Source organism: Pseudonocardia sp. WMMC193 (assembly GCF_021728735.1).
In the GTDB taxonomy this organism is placed as follows: domain Bacteria; phylum Actinomycetota; class Actinomycetes; order Mycobacteriales; family Pseudonocardiaceae; genus Pseudonocardia; species Pseudonocardia oroxyli.
The window spans coordinates 2,355,677-2,374,563 of sequence record NZ_JAKKDO010000003.1; the positions used below are offsets into that span (position 1 = coordinate 2,355,677).

Genomic DNA, 18,887 nt, shown 5'->3' on the forward strand with positions numbered 1-18,887 from the left:
TCGCGCTCCTAGAACTGGAGGAGGTTCTGCTTGAACAGGTCGTTCGGGTAGTCGCTGCGGATGAGCCCGCGGCGGCGCAGCTCCGGCGCCAGCCCCGAGCAGATCTCGTCGATGTAGCGGCGGGTGTGGGACAGGCCCGTCTCCGCCCGGATGAGGAAGCCGTCGCCGCCCACCCGGGTCACGATGTCCTCCATCTGGTCGGCGACCTCGGACACCGTGCCGACGAGCAGCGGACCCAGCCGCAGGCGCTCGCCGAGCGACTCGCGCAGCGTCTTGCCCTCGTTGCGCTTCATGAAGTCGTCGAGCACCGACTGGTGGCCGTTGGTCTTCAGGTCCTGCGGCATGGGCGCGTCGAGGTCGTACTGGAAGAAGTCGATCTCGGTGACGGCCGCGGTCATGGCGAGGGTCTGCTCGATCTGCAGCGGGTCGTCCATCCCGAAGACCCGCTGGTAGGCGGCGTGCGCCTCCTCCGTGGTCTCGGCGATGATCGGGGCGGCGTGGAACAGGACCTTGACGTCGTCGGGGTTGCGGCCGTGCCGGGCGGCCCGCTCCCGGATGTCCGCCCGGTAGGCGGCCATCTTCTCGACGTTCGGGTTGGTGGCGACGATCGCGTTCGCGTGCTTGGCCGCGAAGTCCCGACCCTTCGGCGAGCCGCCCGCCTGGCAGAGCACCGGATGCCCCTGCGGGCCCGCGGGCATGTTGAGCGGGCCACGCGAGGCGTGGTACTTGCCGCGGTAGTCGATCCGGTGGACCTTCGTGTGGTCGGCGTAGTGCCCGGTCTCCCGGTTCATCACGATGGCCCCGGGCTCCCAGGAGTCCCACAGCGCCTTGACGACCTGCACGAACTCCTCGGCGATGTCGTAGCGCTCGTCGTGCGGGGGCAGGGCGTCCATGCCGTAGTTCTGCGCGGCGATGTCCTCGGAGCTGGTCACGATGTTCCAGCCGACGCGCCCGCCGGTGAGGTGGTCCATCGTGGCCATGACCCGGGCGAGGATGTACGGCGAGTAGAAGGACGTGGACCCGGTGGCGATGAAGCCCATGTGCTTCGTGGCCCTGGCCAGGATCGGCAGCAGCGGGAACGGGTCCAGCTTGGGGCTGTGCAGGCTGTGCTTGAGGTCCTGCTCCATGGTGCCGCCGAGCGCCTCGGACACCATGGTCGAGTCCTCGAACATCATGAAGTCGAAGCCCGCGCGCTCGAGCTGGCGCGCCATCGACACGTAGTACTCGCCGGTCATCCACTCCGTGCCCGTGTCGCCGCCGAAGGTGGAGCGCCAGGCGGGGGCGGTGAAGGAGGTGAACCAGGCCAGGTGGAAGGGGGGCGTGCTCACGCGACCACCGCCACGCGGGAGTCGAGCGCGGACAGGCCGAAGTGGCTGGTGATGGTGGACCCCTCGTACTCGGTGCGGAAGAGCCCGCGTTCCTGCAGGATCGGGACCACGCCGTCGACGAACGCGTCGATGGTCTGCGGCAGCAGCGGCGCGACGAGCGAGTAGCCGTCGCAGGTGCCCGCCTCGAACCACTCCTGCATCACGTCGGCGACGTGGGTGGGGGTGCCGGTGGTGACGAACTGCATGTTCGCCAGCCCGCCGACGTAGGACCGGTAGGCGACCTGGGCGATGGTCAGGTGCTCCTCGCGTGCCATCCGGGTGAACAGCGTGGCCTGGCTGACGCTGGCGCTCGTGACCTCGGGCAGCAGGTCGAAGGGCAGCGGCCCGTCCGGGTCGTGCGTCGACAGGTCGTACTCCAGCAGGCCGGACAGGTGCGCGACCACGTCCGCGCCCTCGGCGTGGTGGGCGTCCATCGTGGCCTGCAGCTCGGCGGCCTCCTCGGCGGTGTCGCCGAGGAAGGGCGCGATGCCCAGCAGCACCTTGATGCTGTCCGGGTCCCGGCCGTAGGCGACCGCGCGGGCCTTGATGTCCTGGTAGTACTCCTGCGCGCGGTCCAGCGTGGAGCCGCCCGCGTAGATCGCGTCCGCCCAGCGGGCGGCCAGGTCGCGGCCTGCGGGCGACGAGCCCGCCTGCACGATCAGCGGCCTGCCGTGCCGCGGCTGCCGGACGTCCAGGGTCGCGTCCACGTCGAAGAAGCGCCCGCGGTGGGCGACCCGCGACCCCGCCGCGTCCGCGGTGGGGGCGTTCGCCCACAGCTTCGTGACGACCTCGATGAACTCGTTGGACCGCTGGTAGCGCTCGTCGTGCGGGAGCTGGGCCGCGCGGTGGAAGTTGCGGGCCGTCTGGTCCCCGGTGGAGGCGACGTAGTTGATGCCGAGCCGCCCGCCCGTGACCGCGTCCACCGAGGCGGCCCGGCGGGCCACGTCGTAGGGCTCGTTGTAGCTGGTGGACAGGGTCGCGATGATCGCGATGTGCGCCGTCTCGGTGGACAGGGCCGCCGCGATCTCCAGCGGGTCGATGCGGGTGGTCGTGGAGCTCGACCGGCCCCAGCCGTGCACCGGGGTGTCCGCGATGAAGGCCTGGTCGAACAGCCCGCGCTCGGCGGTCCGCACGACGTGCCGGTAGGTCTCCAGGTTCGGGATCCGGCTGACGTCGCTGACGGCGTGCCGCCAGCCGCCGGAGTGCCTGCCGTACTCGGTGAGGTTGACGCTGAGGTGCATCGTGGCGGGGTGAATCGTCGGGCGGGTCATGCCGCGCGTCCTCCCAGGGTCAGGGTCAGGCCGAGCGCCGCCGCGAGGGTGTCGCCCGGGTTCCGGGCGGCACCGAGCGCGACCGCGAGCGCGCAGGCCTCGGGGACGGTGTCGGTGGTGGCGTGCAGGGCGAGGCCGTGGGCGCCGGTCGCCGCGCGCAGCCGCTCCGCCTCGTCCGGGGTCGTGTGCGGGGGGACGGCGCGCAGGATCAGGGGGGCCGTCACCGCCGCGGCCGTGGTCGGGTCCGAGACGATCGCGACGTCCACCGACGGGAGCAGCGCGGCCTCCGCCGCCTCGTCGAACCGGGCGAACAGCACCGGGCGGCGCTGCGGCGAAGGCGGCACGTCGAGCGGACCCTCCACGCGGAAGGCGAGCGAGCGGTAGTCGATGCGGTGGATCCGGGCGTCGTCCTTGTAGTCGCCGCTCGCCTTGTCCGGGTACTGGGCGCCGTCCTCCCAGGAGTCCCAGAGCTCCAGCGCGATCTCGGCGTACTCCGCGGCCCGGTGCAGCTCGACCCCCCTCCCGCCGGTCGAGCGCCAGTCGTAGGCCGCCGCCTCATCGGCCGCGGTCCGGGTGCGCAGCAGCCAGCCGGAGCGGCCGTCCGAGAAGTGGTCGACCGTCGCCAGCCGCCGGGCGAGGTGGTAGGGGAAGCCGTAGAGCGCGGAGTTCGACGCCACCAGGCCGATCTCGGAGGTCGTCGAGGCCAGTCGTCCACACAGCGTCGTCGACTCGAAGGCGGTCGCCTCCCCGGTGTCCGCGCCGTCGAGCACGCACACCGCGGCGACGCCTGCCGCCTCCAGGGCGGCCACGGCGGACTCGACGCCCGCGAGGGTGTCGTCCGGGCGCAGGGCCAGCTGCACGATCGTGATCATCAGAACGCCATCAGGTTGTCGCGGAAGTGGTCGTGTTCGTAGGCGGTGCGGGTCAGTCCGCGGCGCTGGAGCTCGGGCACCAGCCCGTCGCAGACCTCGGTGACGTACCGCCGCGAGAAATAGCTGTTGACCAGCAGGAACCCGTCCCCGCCGACCTCCTGCATGACCTCGTCCATGTGGGCTGCCACGTCGTCCGCGGTACCGACGAAGGCGTTCGACCCGGAGTTGAGCGGGTTGCCGCGGATGACGTCGGCGAGCACCCGGCCCTGCCACTGGGCGACCATCGACTGGTGCCCGTTGCTGACCAGGGTGTCCGGCAGCGGCTCGTCCATCGGGAACTGCGAGAAGTCGATCCCGGACTGCCGGGACAGCGAGGCGAGCTGGTACTCGACCTCGTTGTCGTCGATCTCCAGGCTGCGCCGGTAGCGGTCCTCGGCCCGTTCCCGGGTCTCGTCGACCGTCGGCGAGACGAGAAAGAGGATCTTGATCTGGTCCGGGTCGCGGCCGTGGGCGGCGGCCGTCGCCCGGACGTTGTCGCGGTAGGCCTTCATCTTCTCCGGCGTGGAGGCGGACGCGATGATCGTCTCGGCCCAGCGGCCCGCGAAGGCCTGGCCGCGGGCGGAGCCGCCCGCCTGACAGATCACCGGCGAACCCTGCGGGGAGCGCGGCGCCGACAGCGGGCCCCGGGAGCGGTAGAAGCGGCCCTCGTGGTGCAGCGGATGGACCTTGTCGCCGTCGGCGAACACGCCCTTCTCCAGGTCCAGGACCAGCGCGTCGGGCTCCCACCCCGCCCACAGCCCGTGCGCGACCTCCAGGAACTCGTCCGCGCGGTCGTAGCGCTCGTCGTGCGGGTACTGCTTGTCCCGGCCGTAGTTCTGGGCGCCGCCGTCGTTCGACCCGGTCACCACGTTCCAGCCGATCCGGCCCTCGCTCACGTGGTCGAGGGTGTTCATCTTGCGGGCCAACATGAACGGGTGGTACTCGGTCGTCGAGCAGGTGACCACGATGCCGAGCTTCTCCGTCGCCGCGATCAGGTAGGGGGCGAGCACGGTCGGGTCCAGCTTCGGGGTGTCGACCGAGTGCCGCAGGTAGGCGTCGTGGCTGCCCTGGTAGGTATACGGGACGTTCGACGAGTCCTCGATCATGAAGTAGTCGAAGCAGGCCCGCTCCATCGCGCGGGCGAGCTCCACCGCGGTGTCCGGCTTGGTGAAGCGGGCGACCGCGGACTTCGGTCCGGCCCACTGGTGCTTCCACGCCTTCGGACCGAAGCCCTTGGAGTAGAACCACCCGAGGTGGAAGGGTCTGGCGCTCATCTGTTCGTTCCTTCTCAGAAAGCTGTTCAGAAAGCCAGGAGGTTCTCGCGGAAGGTGTCGAACTCGTACTCGGTCCGGGTCAGACCCAGCCGCTGGAGCTCGGGCACCAGCCCGTCGCAGATCTCGGTGACGTACCGGCGGGAGAAGTAGCTCTCGTTGAGCAGGAACCCGTCCCCGCCGACCTCCGCCATGACCTCGCGCATCTCGGCGGCGACGCTCTGCGCGGTGCCGGTCAGGGGCACGCACTCCAGGTGGCGCTGGTAGCGGAGCACGTCCCGGAGGACCTTGCCCTCCATCTGCGCGACGCTGGACTGGTGCCCGTTGGAGGTGAGGGCGGGCAGCGGCTCGTCGAGCGCGAACTGCGCGAAGTCGATCCCGGAACCGCGCGAGAGGGCCGCGAGACCGAACTCGACCTCGCTCTCGGCGAAGTCCCAGCGGGCCTTCCGGCGCTCCTGCGCGGCCTCGATGGTCTCGTCCACGATCGGCGAGATCAGGAACAGGACCTTGATGCCGTCCGGGTCGCGGCCCGCCGCGGCGGCCTGGGCGCGCACGTCCTCCCGGTAGGCCTTCATGGCGTCCACCCCGCGGGCGGCGCAGATGATCGTCTCCGCCCAGCGGGACGCGAACGCCCGACCCCGCCCGGACCCGCCCGCCTGGCAGATCACCGGCGCGCCCTGCGGGGAGCGCGGGGCCGACAGCGGTCCGCGGGAGCGGAAGTAGGTGCCCTCGTGGTGCAGCGCGTGCACCTTGTCCCCGTCGGCGAACACGCCCTTCTCCAGGTCGAGGACCACCGCGTCCTCGTCCCAGCTGCGCCACAGGCCGTGGGCGACCTCGAGGAACTCGTCCGCCATGTCGTAGCGCTCGTCGTGCGGGTACTGCCTGTCCCGGCCGTAGTTCTGCGCCCCGCCGTCGTTCGAGCCGGTGACCACGTTCCAGCCGATCCGGCCGTCGGTGGTGTGGTCGAGCGCGTTCATCGCCCTGGCCAGCATGAACGGGTGGTACTCGGTGGTGGAGCAGGTCACGACCACGCCGAGCTTCTCGGTGGCCTGGGCGATGAAGGGCGCCAGCACCATCGGGTCCAGCTTCGGGGTGTCGACCGAGTGCTGCAGGTAGGCGTTGTGGCTGCCCTGGTAGGTGTACGGGACGTTCGACGAGTCCTCGATCATGAAGTAGTCGAAGCGCGCCCGCTCCATCGCCCGGGCCAGATCCACCGCCGTGTCGGGTCGGGTGAACCTCGCCACCGCCGCGCGCGGACCCGCCCACCCGTGCTTCCACGCCTTCGGACCGAAGCCCTTGGAATAGAACCAACCGAGGTGGAACGGCGGGGGACTCATACGATCATCACCGGGCTCTTCGTGGTCGTTCGGGGGACGACCAGAACCGTATGGAGCGAGTATTGCCGCGCGGTGACGTCGAGGGTCAAGGCGCAATTACGCGGGGTCACGCGGCCGTGCGACAGCCCGTCTGCGCAGGTCAGCGGGCTGCCGCCGCATCCGGCTCGCCACCGCGGGCCCGGCGGCGCGGGGGCGCGACGGCCCCCGGGCCGACCGCGTCGTGACCGGCCCCACAGCCGCGCGGGCCGCTCCCCCGCCGCCGGGCGCGGGACCGCGCAACGAGGTGTTCACCGTCCGGTGACCACCGCGGCACGGCGCCGACGAACCATCCGAACGTGTGCCCCGACGCGGTGGCGGACCCTGGTCCGGTCGAGGCGCGCAGGAGGACGGATGACCACCGCGGAGGAGCAGTACCGGCGGGCGACGCGGGAGCGGGCACTGCGCCAGCACCGCGTGCGGCTCCAGTCGGTCGCCGGGGTGCACGCCGCGCTGCGCTCCAGCCTGCGCACCGGTCTCATCGAGGCGGACGAGCGCCTCGACGAGCACACCCTGGTGGACCGCTTCTCCGTGAGCCGCAGCGCCGTCCGCGCGGCGCTGGGTCTGCTGGTGGAGGAGGGCATCGTGTCCCGCTCCCCGCGGGCGGGCACGGTCGTGCGCGGCGACCTGACCGACGTGCGGATCGACAACGGGGTCGGGTGGAGCACCACGACGGAGGACGTCTTCCGGTGTGAGGTGCTGGAGCGCCGCTGGGTGCCCGCCACCCCGCTGACCCGCCACCACCTGTCCCCGGACGCCGAGGCCGTGCACCTCACCGAGCTGGTGCTGCTGCGCCACGGTGGACCGGCGTTGCTCTACGCCCGGTTCAGCCTGTCCGGCGGCGTGGACCGCAGGCTCACGATGACCTCCGCCGAGACCGCCTCGTTCGGCGACGAGTTCGCCCGCGTCTACGGCAGCCCGCTCGGCCAGGTCGGCTGTTGGCTCGAGGCGGTGGAGGCGGACGAGAAGGTCGCCGCGCAGCTGGAGGTCCCGGTCGGCACCGCGCTGCTCGTGAAATCCCGGGTGCTGTGGAGCGCGGACGGGGTCCCGCGGGAGTTCAGCGTCACCCACTACCCCGCCACCCACACCACCCTGTCCACGGAGTTCCGGCCCCGGCTGCGGATCCCGGTGCCGCGCCGCGCCCGCACCGCGGTCGAGCCCGTCGAGCCGGGTGTCGTCGGGGCCCGCCAGTCCGCGCTGTCCGTGCACGCCGAGCTGCGTGCGGCCGTGCGCGAGGGGCTGCTGCCGGTCGGTGACCGCCTGAACGAACAGGACCTCGCCGACCGGTTCGGGGTCAGCCGCAACTCGATCCGCCGGGGTCTGGCGCAGCTGGCCGACGAGGGCGTCGTCCGGCGGGCGCCGCGGACCGGCACGGTCATCGAGCGGCGGATCGCCGACCTGCCGCTCGACACCGGCCGCGGCTGGCACCGCACCGAGGCCTGGCGCTATCGGGCCGAACGGCTCGCCGTCGCCACCGTGCCGACCCCGCCGTTCCTCTCCCGGATGCTGAGCACCTCCGAACCCGAGGTCGCGGTCACCGAGTACCGGATCCTGCGGGACGGCAGGCCGTTCGGCGTGTACCTGCTCTACTCGCGGGCGAGCCTGCCCCACCGCCCGCTCAGTACCGACTCGCCCGTGGACTTCGACGAGCTGTTCGCCCGGACCCACGGCTCGGCGGTCGACCGGATCGACTCGACGGTGCACGCCGTGCGCGCCGACGGGCGCACCGCGCGGCTGCTCGACGTCTCCCCCGGCACGCTGCTGCTCCTGCGGGAGCGGGTGCTCGTCGACGAGCAGGGCCGACCCTGCGAGTTCAGCCACGGGTACTTCCCGGCCGCCGATCTGAGCCTCTCCACCCGGACCCCCGTCCGCGGCACCCCGGCGGTGTGACCGTCCGGTCGGGTCGGCGCGGGGGAACCCGGCCCGCGTACCCTGACGGCGTGATCGTCCCGGGAGGAGAGAGTCGTGTTCGCAGCTGGTCTCATCGGTAAGGCCGCGGGCCTGGTCGGCAGTGGGCTGGTGGGTGCGGCCGCCTACGACGGTGTGAAGCGCGTGGTCCGTTCGGGCGCGGTGCGCGGCGCCGCGGTCACGGTCACCTCCTGGGGGCTGCGCGGCGCCCGCGCGGCCGAGACCGGCGCCGAGCGGGCCCGGCTGGCCACCGCGGACATCGTCAGCGAGGCGCGCGCCAAGATCGGCGAGGAGGCCCCGGTGCCCGGGGCCGCGCACGTCCACGACCACGACCACTGAGGACCACCGAGGTGCAGGTCCTCTCGGACGCCGCGGGACGCGCCCGGTTCGCCGTCCCCGAGCTGCGCGGACGCGCCTCGCTCTGCGTGGCGGTGGAGGACGCCGTGGACGCGGTCGGCGGGGTCCGCCAGGTCCACGCCTACCCCCGGACCGGCAGCGTCGTGGTCTGGTACGACCCGGCCCGCTGCGTCCGCGCGGAGCTGCTCGACGCCGTCGAGAAGGGCTGCGGCGCCGACCCGGAGGCCACGGCGGCCCGCGCGCCGCGCTCGGCGGACGTCCGCAACGCCGACCTCGTGCGGCTCGTCGTCGGCGGGGTCGCGCTCGCCGCGCTCGGGGTGCGCCGCTACGGCCTGCGCCGCCCGCCGGTGCTGGGGCCGACCAGCCGGACCGTCGCCACCGGCGTCACGATCTTCACCGGCTACCCGTTCCTGCGCGGGGCGCTGCGGTCGCTGACCGGCGGCCGCGGAGCGGGCACGGACGCGTTGGTCTCCGCGGCCACGGTCGCCTCGCTCGTGCTGCGCGAGAACGTCGTTGCGCTGACGGTGCTCTGGCTGCTCAACATCGGCGAGTACCTGCAGGACCTCACGCTGCGCCGCTCCCGGCGGGCGATCTCCGAGCTGCTCACCGGCGCCCAGACCCGCACCTGGACGCGGCTGGCGGACGGCACCGAGATCGAGATCGACATCGACGACGTCCGGGTGGGCGACGAGGTGGTCGTCCACGAGCACGTGGTGCTGCCGGTGGACGGCGAGGTCGTCGAGGGCGAGGGGGTCGTCGACCAGGCCGCGATCACCGGCGAGCAGCTGCCCGTCTCCGTCGCCCCCGGGGTGGCGCTGCACGCGGGATCGGTGCTGATGCGCGGGCGGATCGTCGTGCGCGCCACGGCCGTCGGCCGGGACACCGCGATCGGCCGAATCATCGACCGCGTCGAGTCGGCGCAGTCCGACCGGGCCCCGATCCAGACCGTCGGGGAGAACTTCTCCCGGCGGTTCGTGCCGGCGTCGTTCGCCCTGTCCGCGGTGACGTTGCTGCTCACCCGGGACGTGCGGCGCGCGATGACCATGCTGCTCGTCGCCTGCCCGTGCGCGGTGGGGCTGTCCACCCCGACCGCGATCAGCGCGGCCATCGGCAACGGCGCCCGCCGCGGCATCCTCATCAAGGGCGGCGCGCACCTCGAGGCGGCGGGCCGGGTCGACGCGGTGGTCTTCGACAAGACCGGCACGCTCACCCTGGGCCGCCCGGTGGTCACCAACGTCATCTCCTTCGACGACACCTGGTCCCCCGAGCAGGTCCTGGCCTACGCCGCCAGCTCCGAGATCCACTCCCGGCACCCGCTCGCCCAGGCCGTGATCCGCTCCACCGAGGAGCGCCGGATCGAGATCCCGCCGCACGAGGAGTGCGAGGTGCTGCTCGGCCAGGGCATGCGCGTGCAGTCCGACGGCCGCACGCTGCTGATCGGCAACCGCGCGCTGCTGCGCGAGATGAAGGTCCCGGTGAGCCGGGTCGCGTCCGGGTGGGTCACCAGGCTGCAGAAGCGGGCCGAGACGCCGCTGCTGCTCGCCGTCGACGGCAGGCTGGTCGGCCTGGTGTCGCTGCGGGACACCGTGCGCGCCGAGTCCCGCGAGGTGCTCGACGCGTTGCGTGCGGACGGCGTCCGCCGGATCGTGCTGCTCACCGGCGACAACCCGCAGACCGCCGCCGCGGTCGCCGCGGAGCTCGGGATCGGCGAGTACCGCGCGCAGGTCATGCCCGAGGAGAAGCAGGACGTCGTCCGGGCGCTGCAGGCCGAGGGCCACACCGTCGCCATGGTCGGGGACGGCACCAACGACGCCCCCGCGCTCGCCCTGGCCGACATCGGCATCGCCATGGGCGTCGGCGGCACGGACGTGGCGGTGGAGACCGCGGACGTCGCGCTCGCCGGGGACGACCTGCACACCCTGCTCGAGCTGCGCGACCTCGGCCGCCGCACGATCACCCACGTCCGGCAGAACTACGGCATGTCGATCGCGGTCAACGCCGCGGGCCTGGCGGTCTCGGCCGCGGGCGCGCTGTCCCCCGTGGTCGCCGCGATCCTGCACAACGCGTCCAGCGTGGCCGTGGTCGGCAACAGCTCCCGGCTCATCCGGTACCGGCTGCCCCGCTGACCGCGGGCGGCTGGCCCCGGGGTGGGGTGCCGGGGGTCTCGGGGGCCAGCGGGAGGACGGCGCGGACGACGAACCCGTCGTCCGCCGGGCCGTGGTCGAGCTCCCCGCCGACGGCCCGGATCCGGTCGGCCAGCCCCGCCAGACCCGCGCCGCCCGCGCCGAGGCCGCGCACCGGGGCGCGGGCGGGGCCGCTGCGGACCTCGACCCGCACGACCCCGGGACCCCAGGAGACCTCCACCCGCACCGCGGAGCCCGGGGCGTGCCGGGCCGCGTTGGTGAGTGCCTCCTGCACCACCCGGTACACCGCGTGGTCGGGGGCCTGCGGGAGGGGGCGCGGGTCGCCGACGGTCTCCCAGCGGACGTCCAGGCCGTTGCGCCGGGCGCTGTCCACCAGCTCCGCGAGGTCACCCACCCCGGCGCTGTGGGCGGGCCCGAGCAGGCCCAGCGCGCTGCGCATCTCGGCGAGGGCCTCCTTCGCCTGGGTCCGCAGCCGCTCCGCGGTCTCCCGCACGTGCGGGTCCTCCGAGGAGGCCGCGAGCGCCGCCGCGCCGACCGCGATGAGGGTGGCGTGGTGGCCCACGGCGTCGTGCACCTCGCGGCCGATCCGGGCGCGTTCCTCGGCGCGGGCCGCGGCCTCGCGCGCGACGACCATGGCCTCGCGGGCGCTCTCCAGCTCCCGCAGGCTGGCCGTGAGCCGGGCCCGGGCGGCCTCGAACAGCCCGAAGCCCAGCGGGCTGGCGGCCGAGAGCACCGCGAAGACCACGCTGAGCACCGTGGACTGCCAGGTCAGCGACTCGCGCAGCTGCACCGGCAGCACCGCGGCGAGCACCACGAGCACGAACCACGGGACGGTCGCCACCGGCCTGGTGCGGCGGCCGAGCGCCCAGAGGGTCACGATCTGGACCGGCCAGCCCAACCCGCCCGCGATCCCGGGCAGCGAGACGATCACCCCGAGCGGCGCCCAGAGGTGGCGCAACGGCAGCAACGCACACCCGACGAGCCCGGCGAGCAGGGACCACGACGTCGGCCCCGGGGCGGCGAGCAGCACGAACGCCGCCGACGTGCCCATCGCCAGGATCTCCAGCCCCACGACCCGCACCGGCGCACCCGGCCGCCACACCCCCCGTGAGTGGCGATAGTCGCTCTGGCGACTATCGCCACTCACGGGGTGGGTGGGGTCGGGGGACATCAGGCGCCCCAGCTCTGGGCGAGCAGCGCGGCCTGGACGCGGTTCTCGGCACCCAGTTTGACCAGCAGCGCGGACACGTACTTCTTCACGGTGGCCTCGGCCAGGCCGAGCTCCAGGCCGATGGCGGCGTTCGACACCCCGGCCGCGAGCAGGCGCAGCACCTGGGTCTCGCGCAGCGTCAGGTCCGCCGGGCGCGGCCGCGGGTGGGGGGTCTCGGGGACCAGCCGCGGCAACAACCGGGCGGTGATCCGCGGATCGAGCACCGCGCCCCCGGCGGCGAGGTCGAGGACGGCCCGGATCAACGCGTCCGGCTCGGCGTCCTTGAGCAGGAAGCCCTGGACGCCGATGCGCAGCGCCTCGGCCACGTAGTCGTCGAGATCGAAGGTGGTCAGCACCGCGGCCGGGACCGCGTCGGGACGCGCGCAGAGCACCGCGAGGGCCTCCAGCCCGCTCATGCCGGGCATCTGGACATCCGCCAGCACCACGTCCGGCCGGTGCGCCTCGACGGCGGCGATCAGGCCGTGCCCCTCGGCCGCCTCCCCGACGACCGCGACGGTGCCGCGGGCCTCCAACACGGTCCGCAGGCCCATCCGGAGCAGCGCCTCGTCGTCCGCGAGGACGACGCGCACCGGTTCGGACATGGGGCGAGGATACTCAGCGGCGCTTCCCGCCCCGCTCGCGCTTCTCCCGGACCCGCACCGACAGCCGGATCGGGGAGCCCTCGAAGCCGAACTCCTCGCGGAGGCGCCGCTCCAGGAACCGGCGGTAGCCCGCCTCCAGGAAGCCGCTCGTGAACAGCACGAACGTCGGCGGTCGGGTGGCGGCCTGGGTGGCGAAGAGGACCTTCGGCTGCTTGCCGCCGCGCACGGGCGGCGGGGTGGCGGCGATGACGTCCGACAGCCAGCTGTTCAGCCTGCCCGTCGGGATCCGGGTGTCCCAGGACGACAGCGCCGTGCGCATGGCCGGGGCGATCTTCGCGGTGGCCCGCCCGGTCAGCGCGGAGATGTTGATCCGCTCGGCCCAGCGCACCCGCCCGAGGTCGCGTTCCAGCTCGCGCTTCATCGCGAGCCTGCGCTCCTCGTCGACGAGGTCCCACTTGTTGAACACGATCACGAGCGCGCGCCCGGCCTCCTCGACCATCGTCAGCACCCGCTGGTCCTGCTCGGAGATCGGCTCGCTCGCGTCGAGCAGGACGAGCGCGACCTCGGAGGCCTCGATCGCCGCCTGGGTGCGCAGTGAGGCGTAGTACTCCATGCCCGACGCCGTCTTGACCCGCTTGCGCAGGCCCGCCGTGTCGACGAAGCGGAAGATCTCGCCGTCGAGCTCCACCAGGGAGTCGACGGGGTCCACCGTCGTGCCGGCGACATCGTGCACCACGGAGCGGACCTCGCCGGAGACGCGGTTGAGCAGCGAGGACTTGCCGACGTTCGGGCGCCCGACCAGGGCGACCCGGCGCGGCCCGCCGCGGGTGGCCTCGAACGTCTCGCGCGGGGTCTCGGGCAGCGCGTCGAGGATCGCGTCGAGCAGGTCGCCGGAGCCGCGGCCGTGCAGGCCGGAGACGGGGTAGGGCTCGCCGAGACCCAGGCCCCAGAGCGCGGCGGTCTCGGCGACCATGCGCTCGTCGTCCACCTTGGTGGCGGCGACCAGGACGGGCCGGTCGGAGCGGCGCAGCACGTCCGCCGCGGCCTGCTCGACCTCGGTGGCCCCGACGCGGGAGTCGACCACGAGCAGGATCGCGTCCGCGGTGCGCATGGCCAGCTCGGCCTGCGCGGCGACCGCCTTCTGCAGGCCCGACGCGTCCGGCTCCCAGCCGCCGGTGTCCATCACGGTGAAGCGGCGGCCGTTCCACAGGGCGTCGTAGGAGACGCGGTCCCTGGTCACCCCGGGGACGTCCTGCACGACCGCCTCGCGGCGCCCAAGGAAGCGGTTGACCAGCGTGGACTTGCCCACGTTGGGTCGCCCGACCACGGCCAGCACCGGGGTGGGCCCCTCCTCCTGCGGCGCGTCCGGGTCGGCGAACTCGTCGCCCACGAACTCGTCGGGGTCCAGACCCAGGTCGGCCATGGCGGCCCGGTCGGTCCCACTGATCTCACTCACGTCCTGCTCCGTACGTCATCGAGTTCTCGGACCAGCGCGGCGAGAGCGCCACGCACGGTCTCGGTGGCCGCCGCCAGCTCGGCGCGGCCCTTCCCGGTGGGGGCCGGCAACGGCTCGCCCACCAGCACGTCCACTCGCGGTCTCCAGCGGTGCCCGCCGCCCCGGCGGGTCCCGCGGATGACCACCGGCAGGATCCGCGCCCCGGTCGCGCGGGCCAGCCACGCCGCCCCCTGCTGGGCGGCCGCGACGTCCCCACTGCCACGGGTGCCCTCGGGGAACACCCCGACGAGGCCGCCGCCCCGCAGCACCTCGCGGGCCGCGGTGAGCGGCGCCCGGTCCGCGGACCCGCGCCGCACCGGGATCTGCCCGATCCGGCGCAGCCCGACCCCGAGGACGCCGGTGAACATCTCCTGCTTCACCCAGAACACCGCACGGCGCCCGAGTAGTCCGAACAGCAGCGGACCGTCGACCATCGCGCTGTGGTTGGCGACCAGCACCAGCGGCCCGTCCACCGGGATCCGGTCGCGACCGTGCACCCGGACCCGGTAGCCCGGCACGAACAGCCACGTCCCGAGCCAGCGGGCCAGGTCGTGCAGCCGGGGGTCCGCACCGGCGGGGAGATCGGCGGCCGCCGGTGCCTCCAGAAGGGTCATGAGACCAGGCCACGCTCCTCGACCAGCGCCAGCAGCGCCGTGTGCACCTGCTCCACGGACAGCTCGTCGGTGTCCAGGACGAGCGCGTCCGGCGCGGCGTGCAGCGGGGAGGTCTTGCGGGTGGAGTCCAGCCGGTCGCGGCGCTGGACGTCCGCCAGGGTGGCGGCGGCGTCCGCGGTGCGGCCGGCCCGCAGGTCCTGCCGGTTGCGGCGCGCGGCCCGCACCTCCTCCGACGCGGTCAGGTAGATCTTGAGCCCGGCGTCCGGCGCGACGACCGAGCCGATGTCCCGCCCCTCGACCACGATGCCGCTCGCCGCGGCGATGTACGCCTGCTGGCGTGCGACCAGCGCCGCACGCACCTCGGGCACGGCGGAGACGGCGGAGACGGCCTTCGTGACGGCCTCGCCCCGGATCTCGGCCTCGACGTCCTCCCCCTCGAGGAGGATCCGCGGGGCGGCCGGGTCGGTGACCGACTCGATCCCGGCGGACAGCGCCACCTTCGTGATCTCCTCGGCGGAGCTCTCGGCGGTCAGCCCCGCGCGCAGGCACGCCAGCGTGACGGCGCGGTACATCGCCCCGGTGTCGAGGTAGTCGGCCTGCAGCTCGCGGGCCAACCGGCGCGAGACGGTGGACTTGCCGGTACCGGAGGGCCCGTCCATCGCGACGACCCCGTGCAGCACCATGGACACCTCTCACGCCGGCGGTTGGAAGGACGAGCCCCGCACACCCCGCGCGAGCCCCGGTCATTGTGCCAGCCGCGCCTGCGGCACTCGTGAGTGGTAAGTGGTGCCAGAGCACCACTTACCACGCACGGGCGGCGGAGCCGCTAGCTCGGGAGGTCGCGGCGCAGGGCGGCCGCGCCGCGGAGGTAGACGTGGCGCAGGTCGGCCCTGGCCAGGTCGGTCTCCACGTGCGCCATCAGGCGCAGCACGCGCGGCATGGCCTCGGGCACCGCGATCTCCACCGCGCACATCAGCGGGACGTCGGTCAGGCCGAGGAGGCGGGCGGCGTAGGCCGGGAACTCGGCCGTCAGGTCCGGCGTGGCCGTGAACAGGATCGAGATGATGTCGTCGCTGGTCAGGTCGTTGCGCTTGAGGACGGCGGTGACCAGCTCGGCGGAGCCCTCCAGGATCTCGTCCCGGGAGTCCCCCTCGATCTGGATCGCGCCGCGGATCGCCCGGACGGCCACTACATCCCCACCGCCTTGTACAGCGCGCCGACCTCGCTCTGGGTCAGCGGGCGCAGCTTGCCGGGGCGCTGGTCGCCGAGCCGGACGTCCCCGATCGCCGTGCGCACCAGCCGCTCGACGGGGTAGCCGACCTCGTCGAGCAGCCTGCGCACGACGTGCTTGCGGCCCTCGTGGATCTTCAGCTCGACGACCGAGCGGCCCGGCATGGAGTCGATCAGCTTGAAGGAGTGCACCGCGACCGGCCCGTCCTCCAGCTCGACGCCCTCGCGCAGCCGCCGCCCGGCGTCCCGGCTGACCTGCCCCTGCACCTCCGCCACGTAGGTCTTCTCCACCTCGAACGACGGGTGCATGAGCCGGTGGCCCAGCTCCCCGTCGTTGGTCAGCAGGAGCAGCCCCTCGGTGTCCTGGTCCAGCCTGCCGACGTGGAAGAGCCTGCCCGCCTTGTTCAGCAGCTCGGTGCGGTGCAGGATCAGGTCCCCGACGCAGACCCGGCCCTGGTCGTCGGACATCGTGGACAGCATGCCGACGGGCTTGTTCAGCGCCAGGTAGACCTGGTCCTCGGTGAGCTGGATGCGCGAGCCGTCCACGTGCACCACGGCGCTGTCCGGGTCGATGCGCCGCCCCATCTCGCGGACGATCTCACCGTCCACCGAGACCCGGCCCGCGGCGATCAGCTCCTCGGCGGCGCGGCGCGAGGCCACCCCCGCCTGTGCGAGCACCTTCTGCAGCCGCACACCCTGGGGTGCGGAGTCAACCATCGTGTCGTTCCCTCGTGAAGCTCTGGTGACGAGCCCGTCAGAGCTCGTCGATCGTCTCGATGTCCGGTAGCAGCGGAGCCAGCGGGGGCAGGTCCTCCAGCGAGGACAGCCCCAGCCGCTCCAGGAAGAGCTCGGTGGTGCGGAACAGCGTGCCCTGGGTGGGCCCGTCCACACCGGCCTCCTCCACCAGACCGCGTGTGAGCAGCGTACGCAGGACGCCGTCGCAGTTCACACCCCGTACCGCCGCGACCCGCGCCCGGGTGACGGGCTGCCGGTACGCGACGACCGCGAGGGTCTCCAGGGCGGCCCGGGTCAGCTTGGCGCGCTGCCCGTCCAGCAGGAAGCGCTCGACGTAGGGGGCGTAGAGGTCGCGGGTGTAGAACCGCCAGCCCTCCCCCACCCGGCGCAGGTCGATCCCGCGGCCCTGTTCGCGGTAGGACTCGGCGAGGTGGCGCAGGGCCCGCTCCACCCGGGCGACCGGCTGGTCCAGCGCCGTGGCGAGCGACGCCTCGTCCGTCGGCGAGTCCACGACCAGCAACAACGCCTCGAGGGCCGCGGCCAGCTCGTCGTCGCGGTGCAGGGTGGGCAGGCCCGGCTCCTCGACCGTGGACGGCTCCGCGAACGCCGCCTCCAGCGCGTCGAGATCCGGCGGCTCAGGCTCGGACGAGGTCATCAGGGTTCCAGCGTACGGTCAGCGTGCCGAAGGCCTCGGGCTGCTCCACGTCGATGGCCTTCTCGCGGAAGAGCTCGAGCACCGCCATGAACCGGGCGACGATCTCGATGGTCTCCGTGCAGTCGTCCGTCAGCATCGCGAACGTGGCCTCGCCCAGCTCGGCCAGGCGCTCGCGGAGGATGTCCATGTGGGCCGGCACCGAGACGTCGTGCTGGTGGACGTGGTCCACGCCGACGACCGGCGGCGGCTTGGGCCGGAACACCCCGGCGGCGAGCTCGGCGAACGCCGCGGCGTCCATGCCCAGCAGCACCTCGGGGAGCAGCCCCTCGAACCGCGGCTCCAGGGCGACCGAGCGGGGGAACCGGCGCAGCGCCGTCTTCTCCAGCTCGGCGAACAGGCTCGCGACCTGCTTGTACGCCTTGTACTGCAGCAGCCGGGCGAAGAGCAGGTCCCGCGCCTCGAGCAGGGCGAGGTCCTCCTCGTCCTCGACCTCGGCGTTCGGCAGCAGCCGGGCGGCCTTGAGGTCGAGCAGGGTCGCCGCGACGACGAGGAACTCGGTGGTCTCGTCGAGGTCCATCGCGTCGCCCATCGCGGTGAGGTGGGCGATGAAGTCGTCCGTGACCTTGTGCAGCGCCATCTCGGTGACGTCGAGTTGGTGCTTGCCGATCAGCTGCAGCAGCAGGTCGAACGGCCCCTCGAAGTTCTGGAGCCGGACGGTGAACCGCGGGCGCTCTTCCGGGGCGATGGTCAACGGGCGATGACCTCACGCGCGAGCATCCGGTACGCCGCCGCGCCCGACGAGTTGGGCGCCCAGGTGGTGATCGGCTCCCCGGCCACCGTGGTCTCCGGGAAGCGGATGGTCCGGTTGATCACGGCGTCGAACACCAGGTCGCCGAAGGCCTCGACCACGCGCTGGTGCACCTCGCGGGTGTGCACGGTGCGCGAGTCGAACATGGTGGCGAGGACGCCGATGAGCTCCAGGTCCGGGTTGAGCCGGTCCTTCACCTTGTCGATGGTGTCCATCAGCAGCGCCACGCCGCGCAGCGAGAAGAACTCGCACGCCAGCGGGATCAGCACGTGGTCCGCGCAGGCCAGGGCGTTGATCGTGAGCAGGCCGAGCGACGGCTGGCAGTCGATCAGCACGACGTCGTAGTTGCCGAGGACGCGCTTGAGCGCCCGGCCGAGCGCCTGCTCGCGGCCGACCTCGGTGACGAGCTGGACCTCCGCCGCGGACAGGTCGATGTTGCTGGGCAGCAGGTCCATGCCGGGCACGGACGTCTCGAGGATGACGTCCTCCGCCTCGACCCCGCGCTCCATCAGCAGGTTGTAGATCGTGGCGTCGAGCTGGTGCGGCTGGACCCCCAGCCCCACCGACAGCGCCCCCTGCGGGTCGAAGTCGACGAGCAGCACCCGGCGCCCGTACTCGGCCAGCGCCGCGCCCAGGTTGATGGTCGAGGTGGTCTTGCCGACCCCGCCCTTCTGGTTCGCGACGGCGATCACCCGGGCCGGGCCGTGCTCGGTCAGCGGGGCGGGTTCGGGGGCGCCCGCCCGGTGCCGGGCGGCGGCGGGAGCGGGATCCTCGACGGTCGGGTCGTAGTCAGGCCCCGCGGGGGATGTGTCCATGCGGCTCCTCTGATGTCCCTACCTGCGCCGCAGACTAGGAAACCCACCTACCGGGGGCAACGCGCCACGCCAGGGCGCCTCGAACTTCCGGTCGAAACCTACCGGGTAGTTTCTCCCCGGA

18 protein-coding genes are annotated in these 18,887 nt (G+C 73.1%); 3 read left to right on the forward strand and 15 right to left on the reverse strand.

The genetic code is table 11. From position 1 onward, the window contains the following. Window positions 1–8: 8 nt before the first annotated feature. From L3X23_RS12615 to L3X23_RS12635, 5 genes are read right to left on the reverse strand one after another with little or no spacing between them, the layout of a single operon-like run. Window positions 9–1,328, reverse strand: a complete 1,320-nt coding sequence (locus tag L3X23_RS12615; protein WP_093086167.1) for an NtaA/DmoA family FMN-dependent monooxygenase — start codon at window positions 1,326–1,328, stop codon at window positions 9–11. Beyond that, entirely contained in the window at window positions 1,325–2,638 is a 1,314-nt protein-coding gene (locus L3X23_RS12620; RefSeq protein WP_237192420.1) for an NtaA/DmoA family FMN-dependent monooxygenase, read from the reverse strand. Before L3X23_RS12620 ends, L3X23_RS12615 begins: the two co-directional genes overlap by 4 nt. Then, window positions 2,635–3,510: an LLM class flavin-dependent oxidoreductase gene (locus L3X23_RS12625; protein WP_237192421.1), complete on the reverse strand. Its 876-nt coding sequence runs from the start codon at window positions 3,508–3,510 to the stop codon at window positions 2,635–2,637. Before L3X23_RS12625 ends, L3X23_RS12620 begins: the two co-directional genes overlap by 4 nt. Continuing rightward, on the reverse strand, window positions 3,510–4,823 hold the full coding sequence (locus L3X23_RS12630) for an NtaA/DmoA family FMN-dependent monooxygenase (protein WP_237192422.1): 1,314 nt from the start codon (window positions 4,821–4,823) through the stop codon (window positions 3,510–3,512). Before L3X23_RS12630 ends, L3X23_RS12625 begins: the two co-directional genes overlap by 1 nt. A 26-nt stretch (window positions 4,824–4,849) precedes the next feature. Continuing rightward, a complete protein-coding gene (locus tag L3X23_RS12635; protein ID WP_237192423.1) occupies window positions 4,850–6,157 on the reverse strand; it encodes an NtaA/DmoA family FMN-dependent monooxygenase in 1,308 nt (435 codons plus the stop codon). Between the two features lie 390 nt (window positions 6,158–6,547). Between L3X23_RS12635 and L3X23_RS12640 the strand changes: the two genes are divergently transcribed. From L3X23_RS12640 to L3X23_RS12650, 3 genes are all read left to right on the forward strand, one after another. Next, a complete protein-coding gene (locus L3X23_RS12640) occupies window positions 6,548–8,083 on the forward strand; it encodes a GntR family transcriptional regulator (protein ID WP_237192424.1) in 1,536 nt (511 codons plus the stop codon). Between the two features lie 75 nt (window positions 8,084–8,158). Then, on the forward strand, window positions 8,159–8,440 hold the full coding sequence (locus tag L3X23_RS12645; protein WP_237192425.1) for a DUF1490 family protein: 282 nt from the start codon (window positions 8,159–8,161) through the stop codon (window positions 8,438–8,440). An 11-nt stretch (window positions 8,441–8,451) separates the two neighbouring features. Then, complete coding sequence (locus L3X23_RS12650; protein WP_237192426.1) at window positions 8,452–10,584, forward strand: cation-translocating P-type ATPase; 2,133 nt, start codon at window positions 8,452–8,454, stop codon at window positions 10,582–10,584. On the opposite strand, the gene L3X23_RS36130 is transcribed toward L3X23_RS12650, so the two are convergent. From L3X23_RS36130 to L3X23_RS12700, 10 genes are all read right to left on the reverse strand, one after another. After that, on the reverse strand, window positions 10,559–11,683 hold the full coding sequence (locus L3X23_RS36130; protein WP_237192427.1) for a sensor histidine kinase: 1,125 nt from the start codon (window positions 11,681–11,683) through the stop codon (window positions 10,559–10,561). The genes L3X23_RS12650 and L3X23_RS36130 overlap by 26 nt on opposite strands. A gap of 89 nt (window positions 11,684–11,772) precedes the next feature. Continuing rightward, window positions 11,773–12,414 (reverse strand): response regulator transcription factor, encoded by a 642-nt coding sequence (locus L3X23_RS12660; RefSeq protein ID WP_093086193.1) that lies wholly within the window; start codon window positions 12,412–12,414, stop codon window positions 11,773–11,775. Window positions 12,415–12,427: 13 nt separating this feature from the next. Next, window positions 12,428–13,837, reverse strand: coding sequence for a ribosome biogenesis GTPase Der (der, locus tag L3X23_RS12665; protein ID WP_237198006.1), 1,410 nt, complete (start codon window positions 13,835–13,837; stop codon window positions 12,428–12,430). Between the two features lie 29 nt (window positions 13,838–13,866). After that, window positions 13,867–14,523, reverse strand: coding sequence for a 1-acyl-sn-glycerol-3-phosphate acyltransferase (locus tag L3X23_RS12670; RefSeq protein WP_237192428.1), 657 nt, complete (start codon window positions 14,521–14,523; stop codon window positions 13,867–13,869). Then, entirely contained in the window at window positions 14,520–15,206 is a 687-nt protein-coding gene (gene cmk, locus L3X23_RS12675; RefSeq protein WP_237192429.1) for a (d)CMP kinase, read from the reverse strand. Before cmk ends, L3X23_RS12670 begins: the two co-directional genes overlap by 4 nt. Before the next feature lie 143 nt (window positions 15,207–15,349). Next, window positions 15,350–15,712 carry a chorismate mutase gene (gene aroH, locus L3X23_RS12680; RefSeq protein WP_093086202.1) on the reverse strand — a complete coding sequence of 121 codons (363 nt, stop codon included), beginning with the start codon at window positions 15,710–15,712 and terminating at the stop codon, window positions 15,350–15,352. Continuing rightward, window positions 15,712–16,470: a pseudouridine synthase gene (locus tag L3X23_RS12685; RefSeq protein ID WP_093086205.1), complete on the reverse strand. Its 759-nt coding sequence runs from the start codon at window positions 16,468–16,470 to the stop codon at window positions 15,712–15,714. The genes aroH and L3X23_RS12685 overlap by 1 nt, the downstream gene beginning before the upstream one ends. 37 nt (window positions 16,471–16,507) lie before the next feature. Beyond that, window positions 16,508–17,143, reverse strand: coding sequence for an SMC-Scp complex subunit ScpB (scpB, locus tag L3X23_RS12690; RefSeq protein WP_237192430.1), 636 nt, complete (start codon window positions 17,141–17,143; stop codon window positions 16,508–16,510). Beyond that, window positions 17,124–17,894 carry a ScpA family protein gene (locus tag L3X23_RS12695; RefSeq protein ID WP_237192431.1) on the reverse strand — a complete coding sequence of 257 codons (771 nt, stop codon included), beginning with the start codon at window positions 17,892–17,894 and terminating at the stop codon, window positions 17,124–17,126. The genes scpB and L3X23_RS12695 overlap by 20 nt, the downstream gene beginning before the upstream one ends. Further along, window positions 17,891–18,766, reverse strand: coding sequence for a ParA family protein (locus L3X23_RS12700; protein ID WP_093086214.1), 876 nt, complete (start codon window positions 18,764–18,766; stop codon window positions 17,891–17,893). The genes L3X23_RS12695 and L3X23_RS12700 overlap by 4 nt, the downstream gene beginning before the upstream one ends. Between the last annotated feature and the right edge of the window lie 121 nt (window positions 18,767–18,887).